Origin of the sequence: Rhizobium sp. NPDC090275, from assembly GCF_044772225.1 — a bacterium.
Classification (GTDB): domain Bacteria; phylum Pseudomonadota; class Alphaproteobacteria; order Rhizobiales; family Rhizobiaceae; genus Rhizobium.
The window spans coordinates 80,678-95,160 of sequence record NZ_JBIVYL010000006.1 but is presented as its reverse complement, the minus strand read 5'-3'; the positions used below and the strand labels follow the sequence as shown (position 1 = coordinate 95,160).

General features: G+C 56.9%; 15 protein-coding genes and 5 pseudogenes. 9 read left to right on the top strand and 11 right to left on the bottom strand.

Annotated elements, in window-relative coordinates; translation table 11 throughout:
* Positions 1-631 precede the first annotated feature (631 nt).
* Together ACIQUB_RS16665 and ACIQUB_RS16660 are read left to right on the top strand one after the other, a co-directional pair.
* Positions 632-1,945 (top strand): ABC1 kinase family protein, encoded by a 1,314-nt coding sequence (locus ACIQUB_RS16665; RefSeq protein WP_402930730.1) that lies wholly within the window; start codon positions 632-634, stop codon positions 1,943-1,945.
* 794 nt (positions 1,946-2,739) lie between these two features.
* Positions 2,740-3,174: an SDR family NAD(P)-dependent oxidoreductase gene (locus ACIQUB_RS16660; protein WP_402930728.1), complete on the top strand. Its 435-nt coding sequence runs from the start codon at positions 2,740-2,742 to the stop codon at positions 3,172-3,174.
* Between the two features lie 407 nt (positions 3,175-3,581).
* Here the strand turns inward: ACIQUB_RS16660 and ACIQUB_RS16655 are convergent.
* Positions 3,582-3,895 (bottom strand): annotated as a pseudogene (locus tag ACIQUB_RS16655) (cytochrome b); the annotation flags it as partial.
* Here ACIQUB_RS16655 and ACIQUB_RS16650 point away from each other — a divergent pair.
* The 4 genes and pseudogenes from ACIQUB_RS16650 to ACIQUB_RS16635 form a co-directional block, all read left to right on the top strand.
* A complete protein-coding gene (locus ACIQUB_RS16650) occupies positions 3,892-4,560 on the top strand; it encodes a hypothetical protein (RefSeq protein WP_402930726.1) in 669 nt (222 codons plus the stop codon). The pseudogene ACIQUB_RS16655 and the gene ACIQUB_RS16650 overlap by 4 nt on opposite strands.
* Before the next feature lie 214 nt (positions 4,561-4,774).
* Positions 4,775-4,894: pseudogene (locus ACIQUB_RS16645) on the top strand (hypothetical protein); the annotation flags it as partial.
* A 52-nt stretch (positions 4,895-4,946) separates the two neighbouring features.
* On the top strand, positions 4,947-5,180 hold the full coding sequence (locus ACIQUB_RS16640; RefSeq protein ID WP_402931230.1) for an RES domain-containing protein: 234 nt from the start codon (positions 4,947-4,949) through the stop codon (positions 5,178-5,180).
* A gap of 382 nt (positions 5,181-5,562) precedes the next feature.
* A pseudogene (locus ACIQUB_RS16635) lies at positions 5,563-6,201 on the top strand (hypothetical protein); the annotation flags it as partial.
* 274 nt (positions 6,202-6,475) lie between these two features.
* On the opposite strand, the pseudogene ACIQUB_RS16630 reads toward ACIQUB_RS16635, so the two are convergent.
* The 9 genes and pseudogenes from ACIQUB_RS16630 to ACIQUB_RS16590 form a co-directional block, all read right to left on the bottom strand.
* Positions 6,476-6,943 (bottom strand): annotated as a pseudogene (locus ACIQUB_RS16630) (Fic/DOC family protein); the annotation flags it as partial.
* 51 nt (positions 6,944-6,994) lie between these two features.
* Positions 6,995-7,159: an antitoxin VbhA family protein gene (locus ACIQUB_RS16625; RefSeq protein ID WP_402930724.1), complete on the bottom strand. Its 165-nt coding sequence runs from the start codon at positions 7,157-7,159 to the stop codon at positions 6,995-6,997.
* A gap of 27 nt (positions 7,160-7,186) precedes the next feature.
* Positions 7,187-7,609 carry a hypothetical protein gene (locus ACIQUB_RS16620; RefSeq protein ID WP_402930722.1) on the bottom strand — a complete coding sequence of 141 codons (423 nt, stop codon included), beginning with the start codon at positions 7,607-7,609 and terminating at the stop codon, positions 7,187-7,189.
* Positions 7,602-7,865, bottom strand: coding sequence for a type II toxin-antitoxin system prevent-host-death family antitoxin (locus ACIQUB_RS16615; RefSeq protein WP_402930720.1), 264 nt, complete (start codon positions 7,863-7,865; stop codon positions 7,602-7,604). Before ACIQUB_RS16615 ends, ACIQUB_RS16620 begins: the two co-directional genes overlap by 8 nt.
* Positions 7,866-7,919: 54 nt before the next feature.
* The gene (locus ACIQUB_RS16610) at positions 7,920-8,387 is read right to left on the bottom strand and encodes a hypothetical protein (protein WP_402930718.1); all 468 of its coding nucleotides are present in this window, start codon (positions 8,385-8,387) and stop codon (positions 7,920-7,922) included.
* 19 nt (positions 8,388-8,406) lie between these two features.
* Positions 8,407-8,643, bottom strand: a complete 237-nt coding sequence (locus ACIQUB_RS16605) for a hypothetical protein (RefSeq protein ID WP_402930716.1) — start codon at positions 8,641-8,643, stop codon at positions 8,407-8,409.
* 97 nt (positions 8,644-8,740) lie between these two features.
* A complete protein-coding gene (locus ACIQUB_RS16600) occupies positions 8,741-9,082 on the bottom strand; it encodes a hypothetical protein (protein ID WP_402930714.1) in 342 nt (113 codons plus the stop codon).
* Between the two features lie 1,078 nt (positions 9,083-10,160).
* Complete coding sequence (locus tag ACIQUB_RS16595) at positions 10,161-11,441, bottom strand: type II toxin-antitoxin system HipA family toxin (protein WP_113238619.1); 1,281 nt, start codon at positions 11,439-11,441, stop codon at positions 10,161-10,163.
* Positions 11,441-11,851 carry a helix-turn-helix domain-containing protein gene (locus tag ACIQUB_RS16590; protein WP_402930711.1) on the bottom strand — a complete coding sequence of 137 codons (411 nt, stop codon included), beginning with the start codon at positions 11,849-11,851 and terminating at the stop codon, positions 11,441-11,443. The genes ACIQUB_RS16595 and ACIQUB_RS16590 overlap by 1 nt, the downstream gene beginning before the upstream one ends.
* 578 nt (positions 11,852-12,429) lie before the next feature.
* Here ACIQUB_RS16590 and istA point away from each other — a divergent pair.
* A pseudogene (istA, locus tag ACIQUB_RS16585) lies at positions 12,430-12,909 on the top strand (IS21 family transposase); the annotation flags it as partial.
* 119 nt (positions 12,910-13,028) lie between these two features.
* On the opposite strand, the gene ACIQUB_RS16580 reads toward istA, so the two are convergent.
* Complete coding sequence (locus ACIQUB_RS16580; protein ID WP_402930709.1) at positions 13,029-13,577, bottom strand: hypothetical protein; 549 nt, start codon at positions 13,575-13,577, stop codon at positions 13,029-13,031.
* 64 nt (positions 13,578-13,641) lie between these two features.
* On the opposite strand from ACIQUB_RS16580, the gene tnpA reads away from it, so the two are divergent.
* The gene (tnpA, locus tag ACIQUB_RS16575; protein ID WP_113239831.1) at positions 13,642-14,097 is read left to right on the top strand and encodes an IS66-like element accessory protein TnpA; all 456 of its coding nucleotides are present in this window, start codon (positions 13,642-13,644) and stop codon (positions 14,095-14,097) included.
* Positions 14,094-14,447 carry an IS66 family insertion sequence element accessory protein TnpB gene (tnpB, locus tag ACIQUB_RS16570; RefSeq protein ID WP_402930706.1) on the top strand — a complete coding sequence of 118 codons (354 nt, stop codon included), beginning with the start codon at positions 14,094-14,096 and terminating at the stop codon, positions 14,445-14,447. Before tnpA ends, tnpB begins: the two co-directional genes overlap by 4 nt.
* Positions 14,448-14,483 lie beyond the last annotated feature (36 nt).

Here is a 14,483-nt window from a genome sequence, read left to right as displayed (position 1 = left end):
TTTCGATGGAGACGTGACCCGAGGGTCTCAAGGCGCTTGAAGCTTCACACTCCCAACCTGGGGTCCCTGCCTTTCCGGACGGGGTCCAACGCAATAGAGTATTAGGCTGCAACGTGGCGTGGTACGGAAAGCATATTCTGGAGCTTCCGGCGTCGTATTTAGGTGGCCTTCCCCGCCGTGAGGGAGTGTGATGTCCAACGTAACGGAACGTCACCATGACAAGGAATGAGGATGAACCATCGATAGCGGCAGTCAAAGTCTGCACTGATGAAATGGCAACCGGTCAGTCCAAACATCAGCTGCCAAAGACGCTCTGTAACGCCGAAACGGTGTAGTTAACAAGTGGCACACTTGACGACGTCCGGCCCATCGAGCTTTGCGCTTTGCTAGTGCCAGGCCCTAAATTGTTTGATCCACGCTCGTCGGTTCGACGTACCTCACAGTGATAAACTGTTGGAAACTCGTTTGAATTACAGGATCTCAAAATTAGATCGAACTGCGTTTCCTCTCACACACGAGGCGGCACTTCGTCCGATGGGGCTGATTGCTGGTTGGCCCCCTTCACGATGCTGTTCGAGGAAGCATATCTCGGTTTCCTGCGTCTAGCCCCCCTCTTCAAAGGATTTCTTTGATGAACGATCGTACCTGTCCCGTCCCGCAGGGCCGACTCAGTCGGCTCACCGGCCTTGGCAAACTTGCTGGTGGCATCGCCGCTGGCGTCGTGGGCGAAGGGCTGGAGCGACTAGCACGGGGCGAACGGCCGCATTTGTCGGACTTGCTTCTGACCCCATCGAACGCCCGCAGGGTGACAAATCAGCTCTCACAGATGCGAGGGGCTGCCATGAAACTCGGGCAGATGCTGTCACTTGATGCCGGCGACCTGCTACCGGCCGAGTTGACCGTGATACTTTCCCAGTTGCGTGACTCGGCCCATATGATGCCATTAAGCCAGTTGCAGCAGACGCTGAATTCTGCTTGGGGGGCCGACTGGCGGCGCCATTTTGCGGACTTCGATGTCATACCGATTGCCGCGGCCTCGATCGGGCAAGTCCATCGCGGCGTTCTCACGTCTGGGCGGGAGGTCGCGGTCAAAGTTCAATATCCAGGAGTTTCAGCCAGTATCGATGCCGATATAGATAACGTCGCTTCGCTTATGCGGATGTCCGGCCTGCTTCCACGAGGTCTCGATGTGGAGCCGCTTTTCGCTGAGGCGAAGCGACAGCTGCACGACGAGGCAGATTACCGGCGCGAAGCAGAGCAGATGCGTCGCTACAGGGATTTGTTGGCAGCAGATAACCGTTTTATCGTTCCCCAACCCATCGAGGCCCTCCTTCGCCCAACCATCCTACCGATGGATTTTATGGCAAGCGTTCCGATCGAGAAGTTAGCGGACGTCCCGGCGATTGAACGGAAAAGTGCAACGGAAGCTCTTCTTGAACTGCTATTGAAAGAGTTGTTCGACTTCGGTCTGATGCAGACGGATCCGAACTTTGCCAACTATCGATGGCAGCCAGATACTGGACGGATTGTGCTTCTCGATTTCGGAGCGACACGACAGGTACCGACTCAAACCGTTGAAGACTATCGTGGCCTTCTGCGGGCCGGGTTGGCGCGGGATAGGACAGCGGTGCGAGACGCGCTTGTTGAGATGGGGTTTGTCTCCAGTGCGCAGGCTTTGAAGCATGGCGACGCACTAGACGCGGTGATCGCAACCGGCTTGCTTCACTTGAACGCAAGCCGTAATGGACTGTTTGACTTCGCTGATCGAAGGTTTGTCGGAACGGTTCGCGACCAGGCCGCACCTCTCATCGGCGATCGCGCGAGCTGGGCCCTACCGCCGCCTGACAAACTGTTTATCCAAAGGAAGATCAGCGGCATGGTGCTCCTTCTCACTCGTTTAGAGGCTCAATTGAATGTCATGGATCGTCTCGCAGCCTACGCTTGAAACTTCACGACCACGATCAGCGCATAAGGCCGATCGTTCACTTTGGCACTAAACACCACTGGTACGCGGTCACATACGTTTCCATCAGGGCTGCGCATTCGGGCAATTCCGAAAAGGAGCTGACGGCTTGGCCGCGAGTCAGCTTCCTGCGCAAGACCAGATTCGGCAAATCTCCCGGATTGTGCGCAACGCTTTTGAGAAAAGCGCGCCCTTGGCAATCTCTGCCAGGCTATGGCTGGCATCGAGGTCGGCATCGGGAAGTTGATAGAGACGTGAGCAAGCCGCAGCACCTCGCCATTCCGTTCCATCCCGGCTCACGGTTGCCGCTGTAACATCAGCGTTCCGAACCCTCTGCCAAGTGTGCTATTCCGCGCCAGACAAGCACTGTCCGGACGATTTGACGTTGAGTACTGGAGCCAGATATTGATACGAAAACTTCGTGTATAGAAGCTATTTTGTGGGGATTTGTATCACTTTTCAGAGACGCCAGAAAGCCTCCAGTTTGCGCGGGTGGTGACCATGAAACGAAAATTCAGCACTTCTTGACGATGGACCGCCTGACAAGTCGGGTAACTACGACAACCCAAAAACTCCGGCAAGATGCCTCCGAATTAGCCGCCGTGTTGTTGCATGCGCCGAACGTCAGGATCGGCTAAAATTGTTGTCATCCATCTAGTCTCTGTCGACAAGACACTCCAAAGACGCCCGAAGTACCCATCACGGAATGGTTTTACCGCATTTCAGAATAACCAAACGCCATAACGATCCCCCGCGCCTAAGCGACCAGCTATGCTATGCGATGGAAGACGGCCCAGTGGTCGATCGGCGGAAGTTTCCAGTCTTACAGGAGGCGTCGTATCGAGCCGCCCGCAAGTTCGGCGATTGGGGAGAAGGTGCTTGACGCCGGCTACTGCGCCGTTCTGACGGAAGGAATTATCGATCAGCTGAAAGACCTTGCGGCCAAACATGGCGACGCCTTGTCTCTGACGCCGTTGAATGTCACGAAGCAGAACCAGATCAATGCAGCTTACAGGGCAGCGATCGCTCGATTGGACCAAGTCGATGCGCTCGTCAACAATGCCGGCTACGGATACCTTGGTGCTGTCGAGGAAGGTGAAGACGCCGAGATGTGCGCCGTTTTCGAGACTGAACTCTTTACACCCTTGAACCTGATCAAAACGGTATGCGCGGCACGCGAAAACGCCGCCAAGGCCAGATCGTCAACGTGAGTTCGATCGGTCGCCGCATTATCTATCCAGGGGTTTGCTATTACATATGGTAAGGTTCGGGCTCGAAACTACGTCGGAGACGCTGGCGAATGCATCTTCTCCACACTGGCCTGCCCCACCGGCGACGTCGCTTGTGACCAGCGAGGCCGCCAAAACTCCCTGCGAAGGGGTGCATCCGTCAGACGACGTATTCGTTGGCCCGGATGGACGATATGCATAGGCCGATCGCCTGATGCAAAAATCCCCCTGGACAGAAACAGCCGACCAGCTTGAAGTGGGAGAGAACGCCAACCGAACTCCTTATGTTTCGTATGGAGCGGTCCGACGTGAAGCACCCACGACCCTGAAGCCACGCGCTTTGTGAAAGCACGGCGTCTTCTACCGCAAACGACGCTGCACGGAAAGCTTTATCTGCCTGGCAGCATGGAGTGGAGGACGCCGTCGCGACGGACCAGCCCATGAAACAGTCCCGCCGCCAAATGCATCAGAACGAGCGCGAAGAAAGCGAAGCCAAGGTAGGAATGCGCATCCCACAGCCATGCGTGGAGCGTCGAATTCTGGGGCGCGATGGCGGGCAATCGAACACCGCCAACCAGCACGATCGGGTATGCCGCCGCCGACAGCATCGCCCAGCCGATCAAGGGCATACTGATCATCAAAATATACAGACCGACATGGGACAGTCGGCAGCAAGCTTCATCGGCTCCGGGAGATCGGATGGCCATGACCGATAAGAAAGGTGGTTCCCGCAAGCGCACCGAGCGTCGCGGCAATCCAATTAGCGGATATGCCGGTAAATGGGAGCCACTCTTCGAGAAAAAAGCAGCGGCCCGTGCGACCGCTGCGAGAGTGCTTTCTGGCGTTTCCGAGGGTGTCATACGCGCCAAGAACACAGGCGGCACAATTCGTGTGACATATGTCATTCGATCCTTGGACGAAGAACCCGAACTCGAGATTGAAGAGATCACACCACAAAGGGACGCTCTGGATATAGCGCTTGCGGCTGCTAGGCAGCGCGGGAGTGAGCGCGTCGCTGAGATCCTTAAGCGGCCCGAGATGTTGTCTACAGACGAGTTTGCCGATGAGATCGGCTCCACTCGCGAGACGGTGAACAAAAAGCGCAAGCGTCACGAGGTTCTCGGGCTCGAAGGAGCGAAGCGAGGCGTGCGGTGTCCAAAATGGCAGATCGGGGATGACGGCCAACTGCTTGGTGGTCTCGCGCAACTATTTGAAGCTTTGAACGGGCACCCTTGGGCGGTATACCGGTTCCTTTTGCAGGAAAGCGGTAGCCTTGGCGGCCGAACAGGTCTCGAAATGCTGCGCGCCGGTAGGATCGAAGATGCAGTGGGAGCCGCACGCTTGATTGGCCAAGGTGATTTCTCCTGAGCATCTCATCGAACTTGCTTCCGCCAACCGACTTTGGTTCGCGTGAACTGGTAATTCATGAACTGACCGCTGTGGCATCCTGGTACCGGCTCTACCGAAGTCGGTATCCCGATCCGCTTGGCTACGGCTTCGGATCGAGCCGCTTCAGTGATCCTGAAATCACCCTAACTCCTCCTTATCGTTCGGCGTCCTTTATATCGGCAGCAGCATCAAGGTGTGCTTCGCAGAAGCGATCTTGCGCGAGCGCGCAGTCGGATCAAAGGGCACCTTCCCTGTCAGCATGGAGGAGCTTCTGGAGGTGTCCTGCGCCTCTGTCGCGACCATTGAACCTGTTCGGCTCGCGGACCTGCGCTCGGACGGTATGCTGCGGATGCGGATTCCAACTGATGCTGCCCGGTGCCGCTTCGCACCAACTTGGACAGCAGTGGTCAAGAGCAGTCTGGCTTCACGACGAGAAACTCGATGGGATCATTTACGATTCTCGGTTGAATGGCGAAACCAATGCCGTCCTGTTCGATCGCGCGCTTACAAAACTAAGGGTAACCGCCGCTGGACCGCTGCTGGATTTTCGAAATGAAGTGGCGCAAATCTTGGATGACTTCGCGATAGCTATCGTCTGATCGACTGTGCTCTTCAACGTCGTAGTGACTTGATCTCTTCCCACTCGACACCTGCAACACGCATTTAAATCCTACGAGCGCGTGGCGGGTACCTGTCGCCGGCAGCGATCGTCGCGGCAAAGCCACGAAAGCGATACCTGGATTACGAACAAGACATAACTCGGTATCGGCCGAGCCCTTTATTTAAGCAAGGCGCATTTAATTTAATTAAGCGCCGGACTTAGATAAGCGCATTGAATTAACGCTGCAACCATTGATTTCCCGAGTGAGCGAACTGGTGGCCGAGAAGCGCTCAATGTGCTGCGACCGATACATCTTTTATTAAAACTGCACTTCTATTCCCGCTCGCCCTCGGCATTGGGCTGAGAGAAACGGAACCAACATGACCAGAAACGACCTTTCATCACGTCATTTTCAGCGAAAGATCTTCGAATTCTGCGAACTGCGGATCGCACCGACCGCCTCCAAGCAAGCGCTGGATAATATCCGGCCCTATCTAACGAGCTTGATTATCTATCGAAAGTCACCTCCGATCCTAAATGGCCATATTGATTGGGCGACGATTGGCCAAGCCTGCGGTATCGAAGCTGAGCTCACAGCAGAATTCAAGAAGCAACTCCGGCCTGGCCTTGATGCAATCATCCGGTGGCTCGGTGTCGCACCGGCGGCCGAAGACGCCCGCACGTCAAAACCCACGGGCCGCCAGAACAAGACTCCGGGCGCCAAGAAGACAGTCTCCACACCCCCAACCAGAAAGCCGCAACGCGAGCGGACTAACAGCACCTTTGCTCGGTCCGCATCTGCGCAACGTGGCCCGTCATCAAAGCCAATCAGCCCTTTCCCAGAACCACTATTCGAAGCGACAGAAGATCCAGTGAGCTTTCAGGATGCGCTCGCCTATCATATGCGACGGTTCGGCGACACATATTGGCAGCTCTACCGAGCGGTTGTTCATCTGAATGAGACCTTCGATAATAAAACGCTTCTATCCTGGATCCAAGGAGAGCGGGTCCCTCAAAGCGGCCACGATAGGTCTGGCCCGGTTCCGAAGTGGCCATATAGAAATGATCCCATGGCGCGACATGCGGGCCATCGGGGCGGCCACCGCGCTCGATCGCCTGCTGGGCGACGTCCAGTGCGGCGACGCGGACCGGATCGGCGATCTCGGCGAACAACCGGCGCATCGGACCGAGATCGCCACGCTCATGGGCGGCTACCGAGACGACGGTCATGCGTTCGGCCGAGACGACGGAAAAGTCGATCGGGTGACCGGCCTGCAAGGCAAGGGCTGTGAAAAACTCGCGCTGGGTGCGGCCAGTGCCCTCGCGAAACGGGTGAATGCTGTTGATCGTGGCAAACGCTGTCGCCGCCTTGTCGGCGAATTCTTCGCGCGAAAGCCCTGCCAAGAAGTTGTCGGCCTTCAGGCCGGCAAAAAGCGCATCGAGGCCGCGGTCGATCTGCGGGCCACGGGCAAAGCCTTGGCCACCGGTCTTTTGCATGGTCGGCATCGATGCGGTCGAGCCGTCAGCGAAGGTGAACGGCTCATGGCGAAGATGGCCTGCCCATTCGTAGACATCCTGGAAAAGATGGCGGTGGATGCCGCGCAGGTGCGCGGTATCGAAGGTTTGGGCTGGCCCCAGACCTTCTCGCAATTCGATCAGTCGAATTGCGAGCGGCGCGTGCTCTTTGAGCTCCAGCTCTTCGTAAGAACTGGCGCCGACCTTGTTCTTCAAGGTTGCGCCATCGTCGAGTGTGAAGGCCATGTGAGCCGATCCCGTCTCAGGCTATCCCGAGGATGGCCTTGACCTTCGGCATCATCTCGGAAGCTCGATCTCGCCGGCAATGAAGGCATCGAAGACCGGCTGGCATGCCGGATTGGGCTTGAGGCCTTCCTGCGCGTTGGAGCGGAAGGCGTCGCGCACCAGCTTGGCGCGACGGTCCTGCTCTTCGCGGTTGATCTTCGTGGCGTCTATCGTCATGGCATGCCTCCTTCAAAAAAGCTGACGTCAGGTCCTGTTGATGCGCGCAGCTCCGGCTTTCAGGAACGGAGCGAATTTCTGGCGCAGGACTTCCAGGAACGGGTCGCTGAATTTTCCGAGCGCCGTCTGGCCCGGATCGAAGTGATAGGATTTCTCCAGAATGTCGTAATTGCATTCGCTGACCGTGATCCAGCCGCGCCCGTATTTCGATAGGTTGGCGCGTTGGAGTTCAAGCCGTGGGATTTCGATGGCGGTCTGTCCTTCGAACGGCGGTTTGGACGAAATCGGCAAGAGCAGCATATGGGTCAGGCCCTTGGCATCGACCATTGTCAGAATCAGGCAGGTCGGCCGGTCCTTCTCACCATGATCCCGCCCCGGATCGGCATCGCGCTGCCAACGCCACAAATAGGGATAGGAGACGATATCGCCCTTGGTGAAGCGATCAGTCATCCTTCGTTCCCTTGAATTCACCGCTGTCCGCATCGAGCTGTGTCAGGAACATGTCCGCAAGCTCCTCCGGCATCTCGCCTGCCGCGTAGGCCCGACGCGGATCTGAATTACCTTTCATGCGCTCGTAAAGATCGGCCGAAACAACCACGACAGAGGGCCTCCCATATTTTGTCAGAGTGATTGGCTCAAGCCGCGCTTCGTCATGATATTTGCCGAAATCTCGCATAAATTCCGTGGTGCTGATCGATTTCGCCATCTCGGAAACTCCTGTTCTGTATGTTCTGAATAATACAGAACATACAGAACATTATCAAGTGCGGGCTGGCTTACCGGACGAACCGAGCCGCTCGCCAATGCTCGGAGGATGCGGCTGCGCCGCGAGTTTCGTCATTTCGATGATCATGTCTTTCAACATGTCCGCAACCGAATAACCCTGAGCGCGGGCATTCTCGATGATCGCCTCCAGCGATGTGAATTCTTCAAGCAGCGTTCCAAGCCATATTTCCTTGAACCCACCCATGAAGGCCTGCAGGAAGAAAGTGCGTAGAGGCGGATCGAAGCCGATAATGGCACCGTGGTCGATCTCACCTTTGTGGGTCACCGTGATCTTATGCCTGCGGTCGAATCTCCTCTCCTTCTCGATGATGCGGGCTTTCAGGTCGGCGACCGCCGCCGGAAACGAATTGTCCTTGATGTGTGCGAACTGCATCCAGTAGGCGAGCCGTTCGCCATGCGAGGGGCCGATCCCGGCCCGCCTTTCCAGTTTTCCGATGCTCATGACTGATCTCCTGCTGGCTTCATGTCCTGTTCGAGTAGAGCGACATGATACGCGGATTCTTGAGCAGGTCGCGGCGCACTGGGAAGGTGACACCATGCCAGTCCTGCCATGGTTCCCAGCCCTTGGACGTCGCCCGCCCGTACCAGATCTGTGCCATGACGGTGTCCGCATCGACCACCGCCTCGATGGAGACGGTGAAGGAGCCGCCCAAATTGGACGGCGTATCATAGACCTCGACGTGCGTTTGTCGTTCCATGGTCGCCTCACGCGGTGATAATAATCGGCCTCTGGCGCTCGATGCGAACGCCGAGACTGGCCAGCGTCACGCCGAAGGTTCCCGGCGCTTTGACCTCCTAGAAAACAGGATCGAAGACGGGCCGAACGATGGAGAACATGTCGGCAATCGCGTTGATCGTTTGGTGAGGGGCGACGGTGTCGCCGTCCTCGTCCAATCCCGTTACAACCAGATTTCCCGCCAGCGGTGCAGGATGACCGACCAGTTCGGAGACGGAATGCAGCCCGTCGCCCAAACGAATGTCGTCGCAATAGACAAGGTGCTTGTTGCCGATATGGACGGCGTCGATCAGGCTGCAGCCGATCAGGCCGTAGATGGATTTCAGACGGTTTTCGCTATCGACCCGCACGTAAGTGCCGGCACTCGGTTCGATTAGATAGGCTGTGAAATCCTTGTTCATTTTCGATCTCCATTTGCCGCGAAGCGGTTGGCCCTTGCCCGATCGGGCAGGAGCCCCGCTCCTGTTCCCGAGCAATCGGCGATCCGATCGGGAGAGAGGGGGACAGGGCATTCGGCCGGGAGGGGGATCACCCGCCCGAAGGGTCGGTGGAGGCGCGATTTTGCGCAGCAACCGATGCTGCACGAGCAGGGCCGCAGGTTCTGGAAGGAAGGACGGGGAGACCCGGACGAAGGCCTTGTGGGGGAGAGAGCGGCGGCCGCTCTCGCCCCCTGCCCTAAACCAGGAGACAAAAGCGTCGCCCTGGCGTCGTTTGCCATTACGCCATCGGCGAAAATCGCCAGACTGACCGTCACCCGGATGGGCCGAAACGATTGGGCTGAAAGCTACTGCTGAAGCGGGATGGAGCAGGTCTTGGCAAAGACCTGATGCGACCACTGCGCAAGCTGGCGGGCAGGTCGATCGGTTCGGTAAGCGCCAGCGCGTAGGACAGCGATGCCGAAGGCAGGCGCCTCGCTATCTCTCACCAACGCGGCAGCGGTAAAGCCCAAACCCATCCCTCTTTTGCATTAAGAGCCGATTATGCAAATTATTGCACAATCGCCGCATAATGCGCAACAAGACTTGCCTAGCACCGTCCACAAAACCCAATCCACCAAATGCGCAAGAAACGACCGCCTAATAGTTTCCTTTTGGTACTCGGTCGCTGCTCAGTTATTCGACCGAAACTCTCCAAAGTCTTCAAGTATCCCGCTGTACCGCTCGGCTTGCTCCCCTTTGCATGATGTGGGAGCTCATCTATCCTGGCTGCGACGCGGAAGGCACGACCTGATCTGAAAAGCCAAGCAACCTCCCAATCGCACCCTCTGGTTTGATCACAGACTTGCCGCAGACCATCGTTCCCTTTATGTTCTCGCAACGACACCAATCAAGTTCGTAACCGATGCCGCTGGATGCCCCGGTTGCAAAGGCGAGGGGCAGTCTCGCCTGGCGCCTTGCAGGGTCCAGCCACGACATGGGCTAGCATGTTTGTCTCGTTTAACAGCAGGTGTGCTCCTCAATATCTCATCACCTGACAGTTTCAGCCGACCACCTCCTGCACGAGAGTAAGCGTTCTCAACCTGCGTAGGAAGCGATCTGCGCGCTTCTCGTCGAGTAAGGACGGGACAAGGGTCTGCCAAACTTCGATAGCGTTTTTGACTTGCCTGCTAATTTCAGCTTCGATCCAATCTTCTTCCAGGCCTAGGAACTTTGCCGCGCGACGGAAGCGGCGAACCGTCACGGTGTTAAAGTTGTTGGTGTTGACGAACTGCAACGCCATCTGGTCGTCGGGGATATAGAGCACGGTCGGGACGATGTCGTAGGCTGGCGACAGGCGGATCTCGCCTGGGCTTGGAAACAGAAAGGACCAATTCTTGAGATGGTTATCGCCGTTGCCGACCAATATGTCGGCAACAATGCGACGAAACCCTTCTAGGACATCGGCCCTCCAGTCGGTGCTGAACCGTCGGATCATGTTAAGCACAGTCTCTCCAGTCCCCATCGTATATTTGCGCTCGCCAAGCGCGCCAAGGATCTGGGCCATGTCTTCCATGTGGATGCGTAGACCGTCAGCGCCGCGGTCGAAACGATCGACAACAAGCGCTTGGGGGCCAGCCTTTAGGAATTCAGGTGGAATATCCCTTACGTGTTCGACGGACAGCAGCCGGAAATCGGCGGTCGTTACGCCGATTGAGCGAGCAAGCGTCATTCCGGCAAACTCAAGTTCCGGTAAATTGGGAAAACGTTCTGTCGGCACCTTCAGGATGCAACGTGCGTCGCCCGCCCGTGCCGGCACGGTCAAGCGATCTCCGTCCATCCGGCCGGCAAATTTCAGTTGAACCCCGGCAAGGGAAAATTTCACCGTGCCCTGAGGACGGGGGGCGTCAAAACCAGCGACCTGTTCAAGCTTCAGCGGGCCAGCCGATGCCGGCGTCTCAGTTTCGGGCGTGATTAACACGGCGCCTGGCAGATCCGCGCCGAGCCGTGTCAGGAGATCGAACTGGTCATGATCGCCTGGGCCCATTTCGTGCAACACAAGATCGTGCAGGGCGCCTTCTGGCAAGAGGCCGGCAAACCAGGGTGGCAAAGTTCCTAATATGCCAATTTTGTCACCACGAAAGGCAAGCCGATCCATTGTGCCCTGCTCGCTGGCTGGCTCCAACCAGGAAAGGCTGAGGATCGGACGGCCCGCATCGCGAAGATAGGCTTCCTCGACAATAAATGCCGTTTCGCCGGCAGCACTGCGGGTGAGCGTTCCAACTCGGACAGCTTTCGCTTGATGAAGGAGGTGAACGCTGAGGATCGCCGCGGTCTTTGACATCAGTCATCATCCTCGTCACTGAGGGACACAAACACCTCGTTGAATACTGACTTCGGAGGGGTAGAGACGGGTGGGAGGGTTGAAGTGGTTCCCAGCAGCGTTTCAACCTCATGCAGACGTTGGCGCGGGACGATTAAAGGCACCAAATCGAGCGCGTCGCAAATCTGGACAAGTAGCGTCAGACGGTCCTTGCCCAAACGTCCGCTCGTCAAGTCTCGTTCGAATTCTGTTAAACGCGCGGGGCTGCGACCGATACGTGCTGCCAGCTCTGTCCGTCGCAAGCCCCGCGCCTGGCGCGCGGCGGTTATCTGATCGGCCAATCGCTCAAACATCCGATAACGCATTACGGTATTCCGTTCTTTTGAAGAAACCACACGGAATGTCGTAACAGGCCAGAGAAAAGAACTCAAACGGAATTCCGTAAAAATCTTTAGAATTTACGCTATTCCGTTATACACTAATGGGCCCAGCCATAATCGAAGTAGATTTAGACGGGCGAGACACTTTCAAAATATTCGCAAACGAGCGGAATTTCCACTGTGACCGCTCCGCGTAAACAAATAAAGAGGTCTCTGAAAGCGCACCAACGGGCGTCCATCTCCGCGGGGGCATGAGATGCAACAAACGGTTCCCCCCAGCGCAGGATGCGCACTTCAGCGAGCATTAGAAAAATACAGCTTAAGATTGCGATGTCAAAGCTGAATAGGGCTGCGACGTTGTCAGCCATTTAGGAAACGCGACAATGGCTGCTCGGATCAGCACCCGATCCGACCGGGTGGGCCGGGTTCTAAGGGCGGAGCGGGGGCGGGTGATGACGCTCCCTTTCGGCTTTAGCTTTCTCTGTGGCAATTGTTTCGTCGTCGGCTGATACTCGCTTTTATCTGAATAGAGCGGGTGGGGATCAAAGCTGCACGATGCTTCCGGAAATCAAGCTGCAGGGTAACGTCGATGTCGCCGCGCTGTCACCTCTTCTTCGCGGCATGCTTCTGTCCGTTGCCTCCGCGATCGGGGTTATACCGGCGGTTACAGCGCCGTCACGGATTTTCTCCGCGATGTACGGCCTCCAGCCAGCCAGGGTTTCGAAGTTCGTTTCGAGACGCCGCCTGGTGAGCAGGCGCAGGTCGACTTCGCCCAGTTCCATGTGGTCTTCACCGACGAACCGATGACGCCGAGGATCGTCTGGCTGTTCTCGATGGTGCTGGGTCATAGCCGTCTCATCTGGGCGCGCTTCGTGATGCATCAAAACCTGCCGACTGTCCTGCGTTGCCACATCGCCGCTTTCGAGGCCATCGGCGGCGCTCCTCGCGAGGTGCTTTACGATCGAATGAAGACTGCCGTCATCGGCGAAGGTCAAACGGAAGGCGTCATCTACAACCGTGCTCTCATCGATCTGGCTCGCCACTATGGTTTCCATCCCAGGGCTTGCAAAGCCTATCGAGCCAAGACGAAGGGCAAGGTCGAGCGGCCGTAAATTGAAACTGGCGATATATCGTACGTAATATCGAATAATATGATTTATGGAACTTAAATGCTGACCTTGTCAGCTTCACCGGCTCAATACGGACTATTGCGAACGCCCCAGTCCTTTTAAGGAGCTGATATGAACTTCTTCAATGCTCCATCGATCGCCGCGCCATCCAAATAGCTCAACCCTGGCCCGCCGGCGAAATGCCCCCAAACCGATTCGATTATTTTGAGTGTCGCTTTCGGCATACAGGCCACTTCGATCTCGTTGTCCTGGGGCGGAAAATAGAGATCTGTGCGGCATGGCATGACCAGTGCCTGCGCTTTGATCGCGCCGAGCGCCTTGGTGCAGTCGCCGTGGTAGAGTGGATTGTCGCTAATGTCCCCAGCCTGCCATGTCGCGATCATGGCCAAAAGATTGTTTGCGTCTGCTGGCAGGAAAAGGCTTTCCCAGAAGCCAACAAGAAATTCCTCGAGCGATGGGAAACCGAGCGCGGTCTTGTCTAGTTCCTGGAGGTAGAAGCTCTGGGACACGCACCAGCCGGCATAAACCCGCGCCATTGCCCTCAAACCTTTTTCTGGCGGTTCCTTATACCAACCATCTTGAAAATCGCTTGCGGCCATCAGCGCAGCCTTTGCTCCTTCGAGGAAGACAGTGAGCGCTGCGAACACCCCACCTTTTCTAGTTTTGCTTGAGGATCAAGGATCTGCACTTTGATTTGGAAGGGCGGATTTGATGAACGACGAGAACGATAGTGCCATGCTCAGAGCCAGGCTTGAAGCCAGGCACCAGGAAAGCTACCGCCGGGTTGAAGTGATCACTGGAGAACGTCGGCGACGGGACTGGTCGCCGGAAGAGAAAGACGAGATACTGCTGGCATGTGCCGAGCCCGGTGTGAACATTTCGGCGGTCGCGCGCCGGTACGGTGTCAATCGCGGGCTCCTGAACAAGTGGCGGAAGGCCGCGGGTCTGCCGGTCGGCAGGCATGGCGGTAGAGGACTGGATGTTCCGGTATTCGTTCCGGTGACGATTTCGGACGAAATGGTTGAGTCGCAAAGCGCCGACAACAGGTCCGATGTTGATACGGGCCGTATCGAGATCGAGCTTGGCGGCGGGCGGATTGTCATGAGCGGCAATGTCACGCCAGAGCTGGCACAAGCGGTGGTGTCAGCGCTGCGGGGCAAGCGGTGATCGGTGCGTCGAGGGGGCTTCGCATCTTGGTGGCGACGCAGCCGGTCGATTTCCGGCGCGGAATGAACGGCCTCGTCGCTTTGGTGGCGGCGGCACTTGCTGCCGATCCCTACTGCGGCGACATTTTCGTTTTCCGGGCCAAACGTCGCGACCGGCTGCGCTGCATTTATTGGGACGGATCGGGCATGATCTTATCGACGAAGTGGCTGGAGAGCGGCAAGTTCGTGTTCCCGCCCGTAAAGGACGGCGCGATCTGCATGTCCCCGGAACAGTTCAACCTGCTCGTTGCCGGGCTGGACTGGACACGAGTTCAGCGAGAACCCGTAAAGCGGCCTACGAGAGCCGCTTGATCCCATTGTATTTGCTTGAAGATCCATGCCGGTATG

Bases quoted from the DNA above. Each gene is read 5' to 3' on its own strand.
- ACIQUB_RS16665 (WP_402930730.1), top strand. From the start codon at position 632: ATGAACGATCGTACCTGTCCCGTCCCGCAGGGCCGACTCAGTCGGCTC.
- ACIQUB_RS16660 (WP_402930728.1), top strand. From the start codon at position 2,740: ATGCGATGGAAGACGGCCCAGTGGTCGATCGGCGGAAGTTTCCAGTCT.
- ACIQUB_RS16650 (WP_402930726.1), top strand. From the start codon at position 3,892: ATGGCCATGACCGATAAGAAAGGTGGTTCCCGCAAGCGCACCGAGCGT.
- ACIQUB_RS16640 (WP_402931230.1), top strand. From the start codon at position 4,947: ATGCTGCCCGGTGCCGCTTCGCACCAACTTGGACAGCAGTGGTCAAGA.
- ACIQUB_RS16625 (WP_402930724.1), bottom strand. From the start codon at position 7,159: ATGACGATAGACGCCACGAAGATCAACCGCGAAGAGCAGGACCGTCGC.
- ACIQUB_RS16620 (WP_402930722.1), bottom strand. From the start codon at position 7,609: ATGACTGATCGCTTCACCAAGGGCGATATCGTCTCCTATCCCTATTTG.
- ACIQUB_RS16615 (WP_402930720.1), bottom strand. From the start codon at position 7,865: ATGGCGAAATCGATCAGCACCACGGAATTTATGCGAGATTTCGGCAAA.
- ACIQUB_RS16610 (WP_402930718.1), bottom strand. From the start codon at position 8,387: ATGAGCATCGGAAAACTGGAAAGGCGGGCCGGGATCGGCCCCTCGCAT.
- ACIQUB_RS16605 (WP_402930716.1), bottom strand. From the start codon at position 8,643: ATGGAACGACAAACGCACGTCGAGGTCTATGATACGCCGTCCAATTTG.
- ACIQUB_RS16600 (WP_402930714.1), bottom strand. From the start codon at position 9,082: ATGAACAAGGATTTCACAGCCTATCTAATCGAACCGAGTGCCGGCACT.
- ACIQUB_RS16595 (WP_113238619.1), bottom strand. From the start codon at position 11,441: ATGTCAAAGACCGCGGCGATCCTCAGCGTTCACCTCCTTCATCAAGCG.
- tnpA (WP_113239831.1), top strand. From the start codon at position 13,642: ATGAACGACGAGAACGATAGTGCCATGCTCAGAGCCAGGCTTGAAGCC.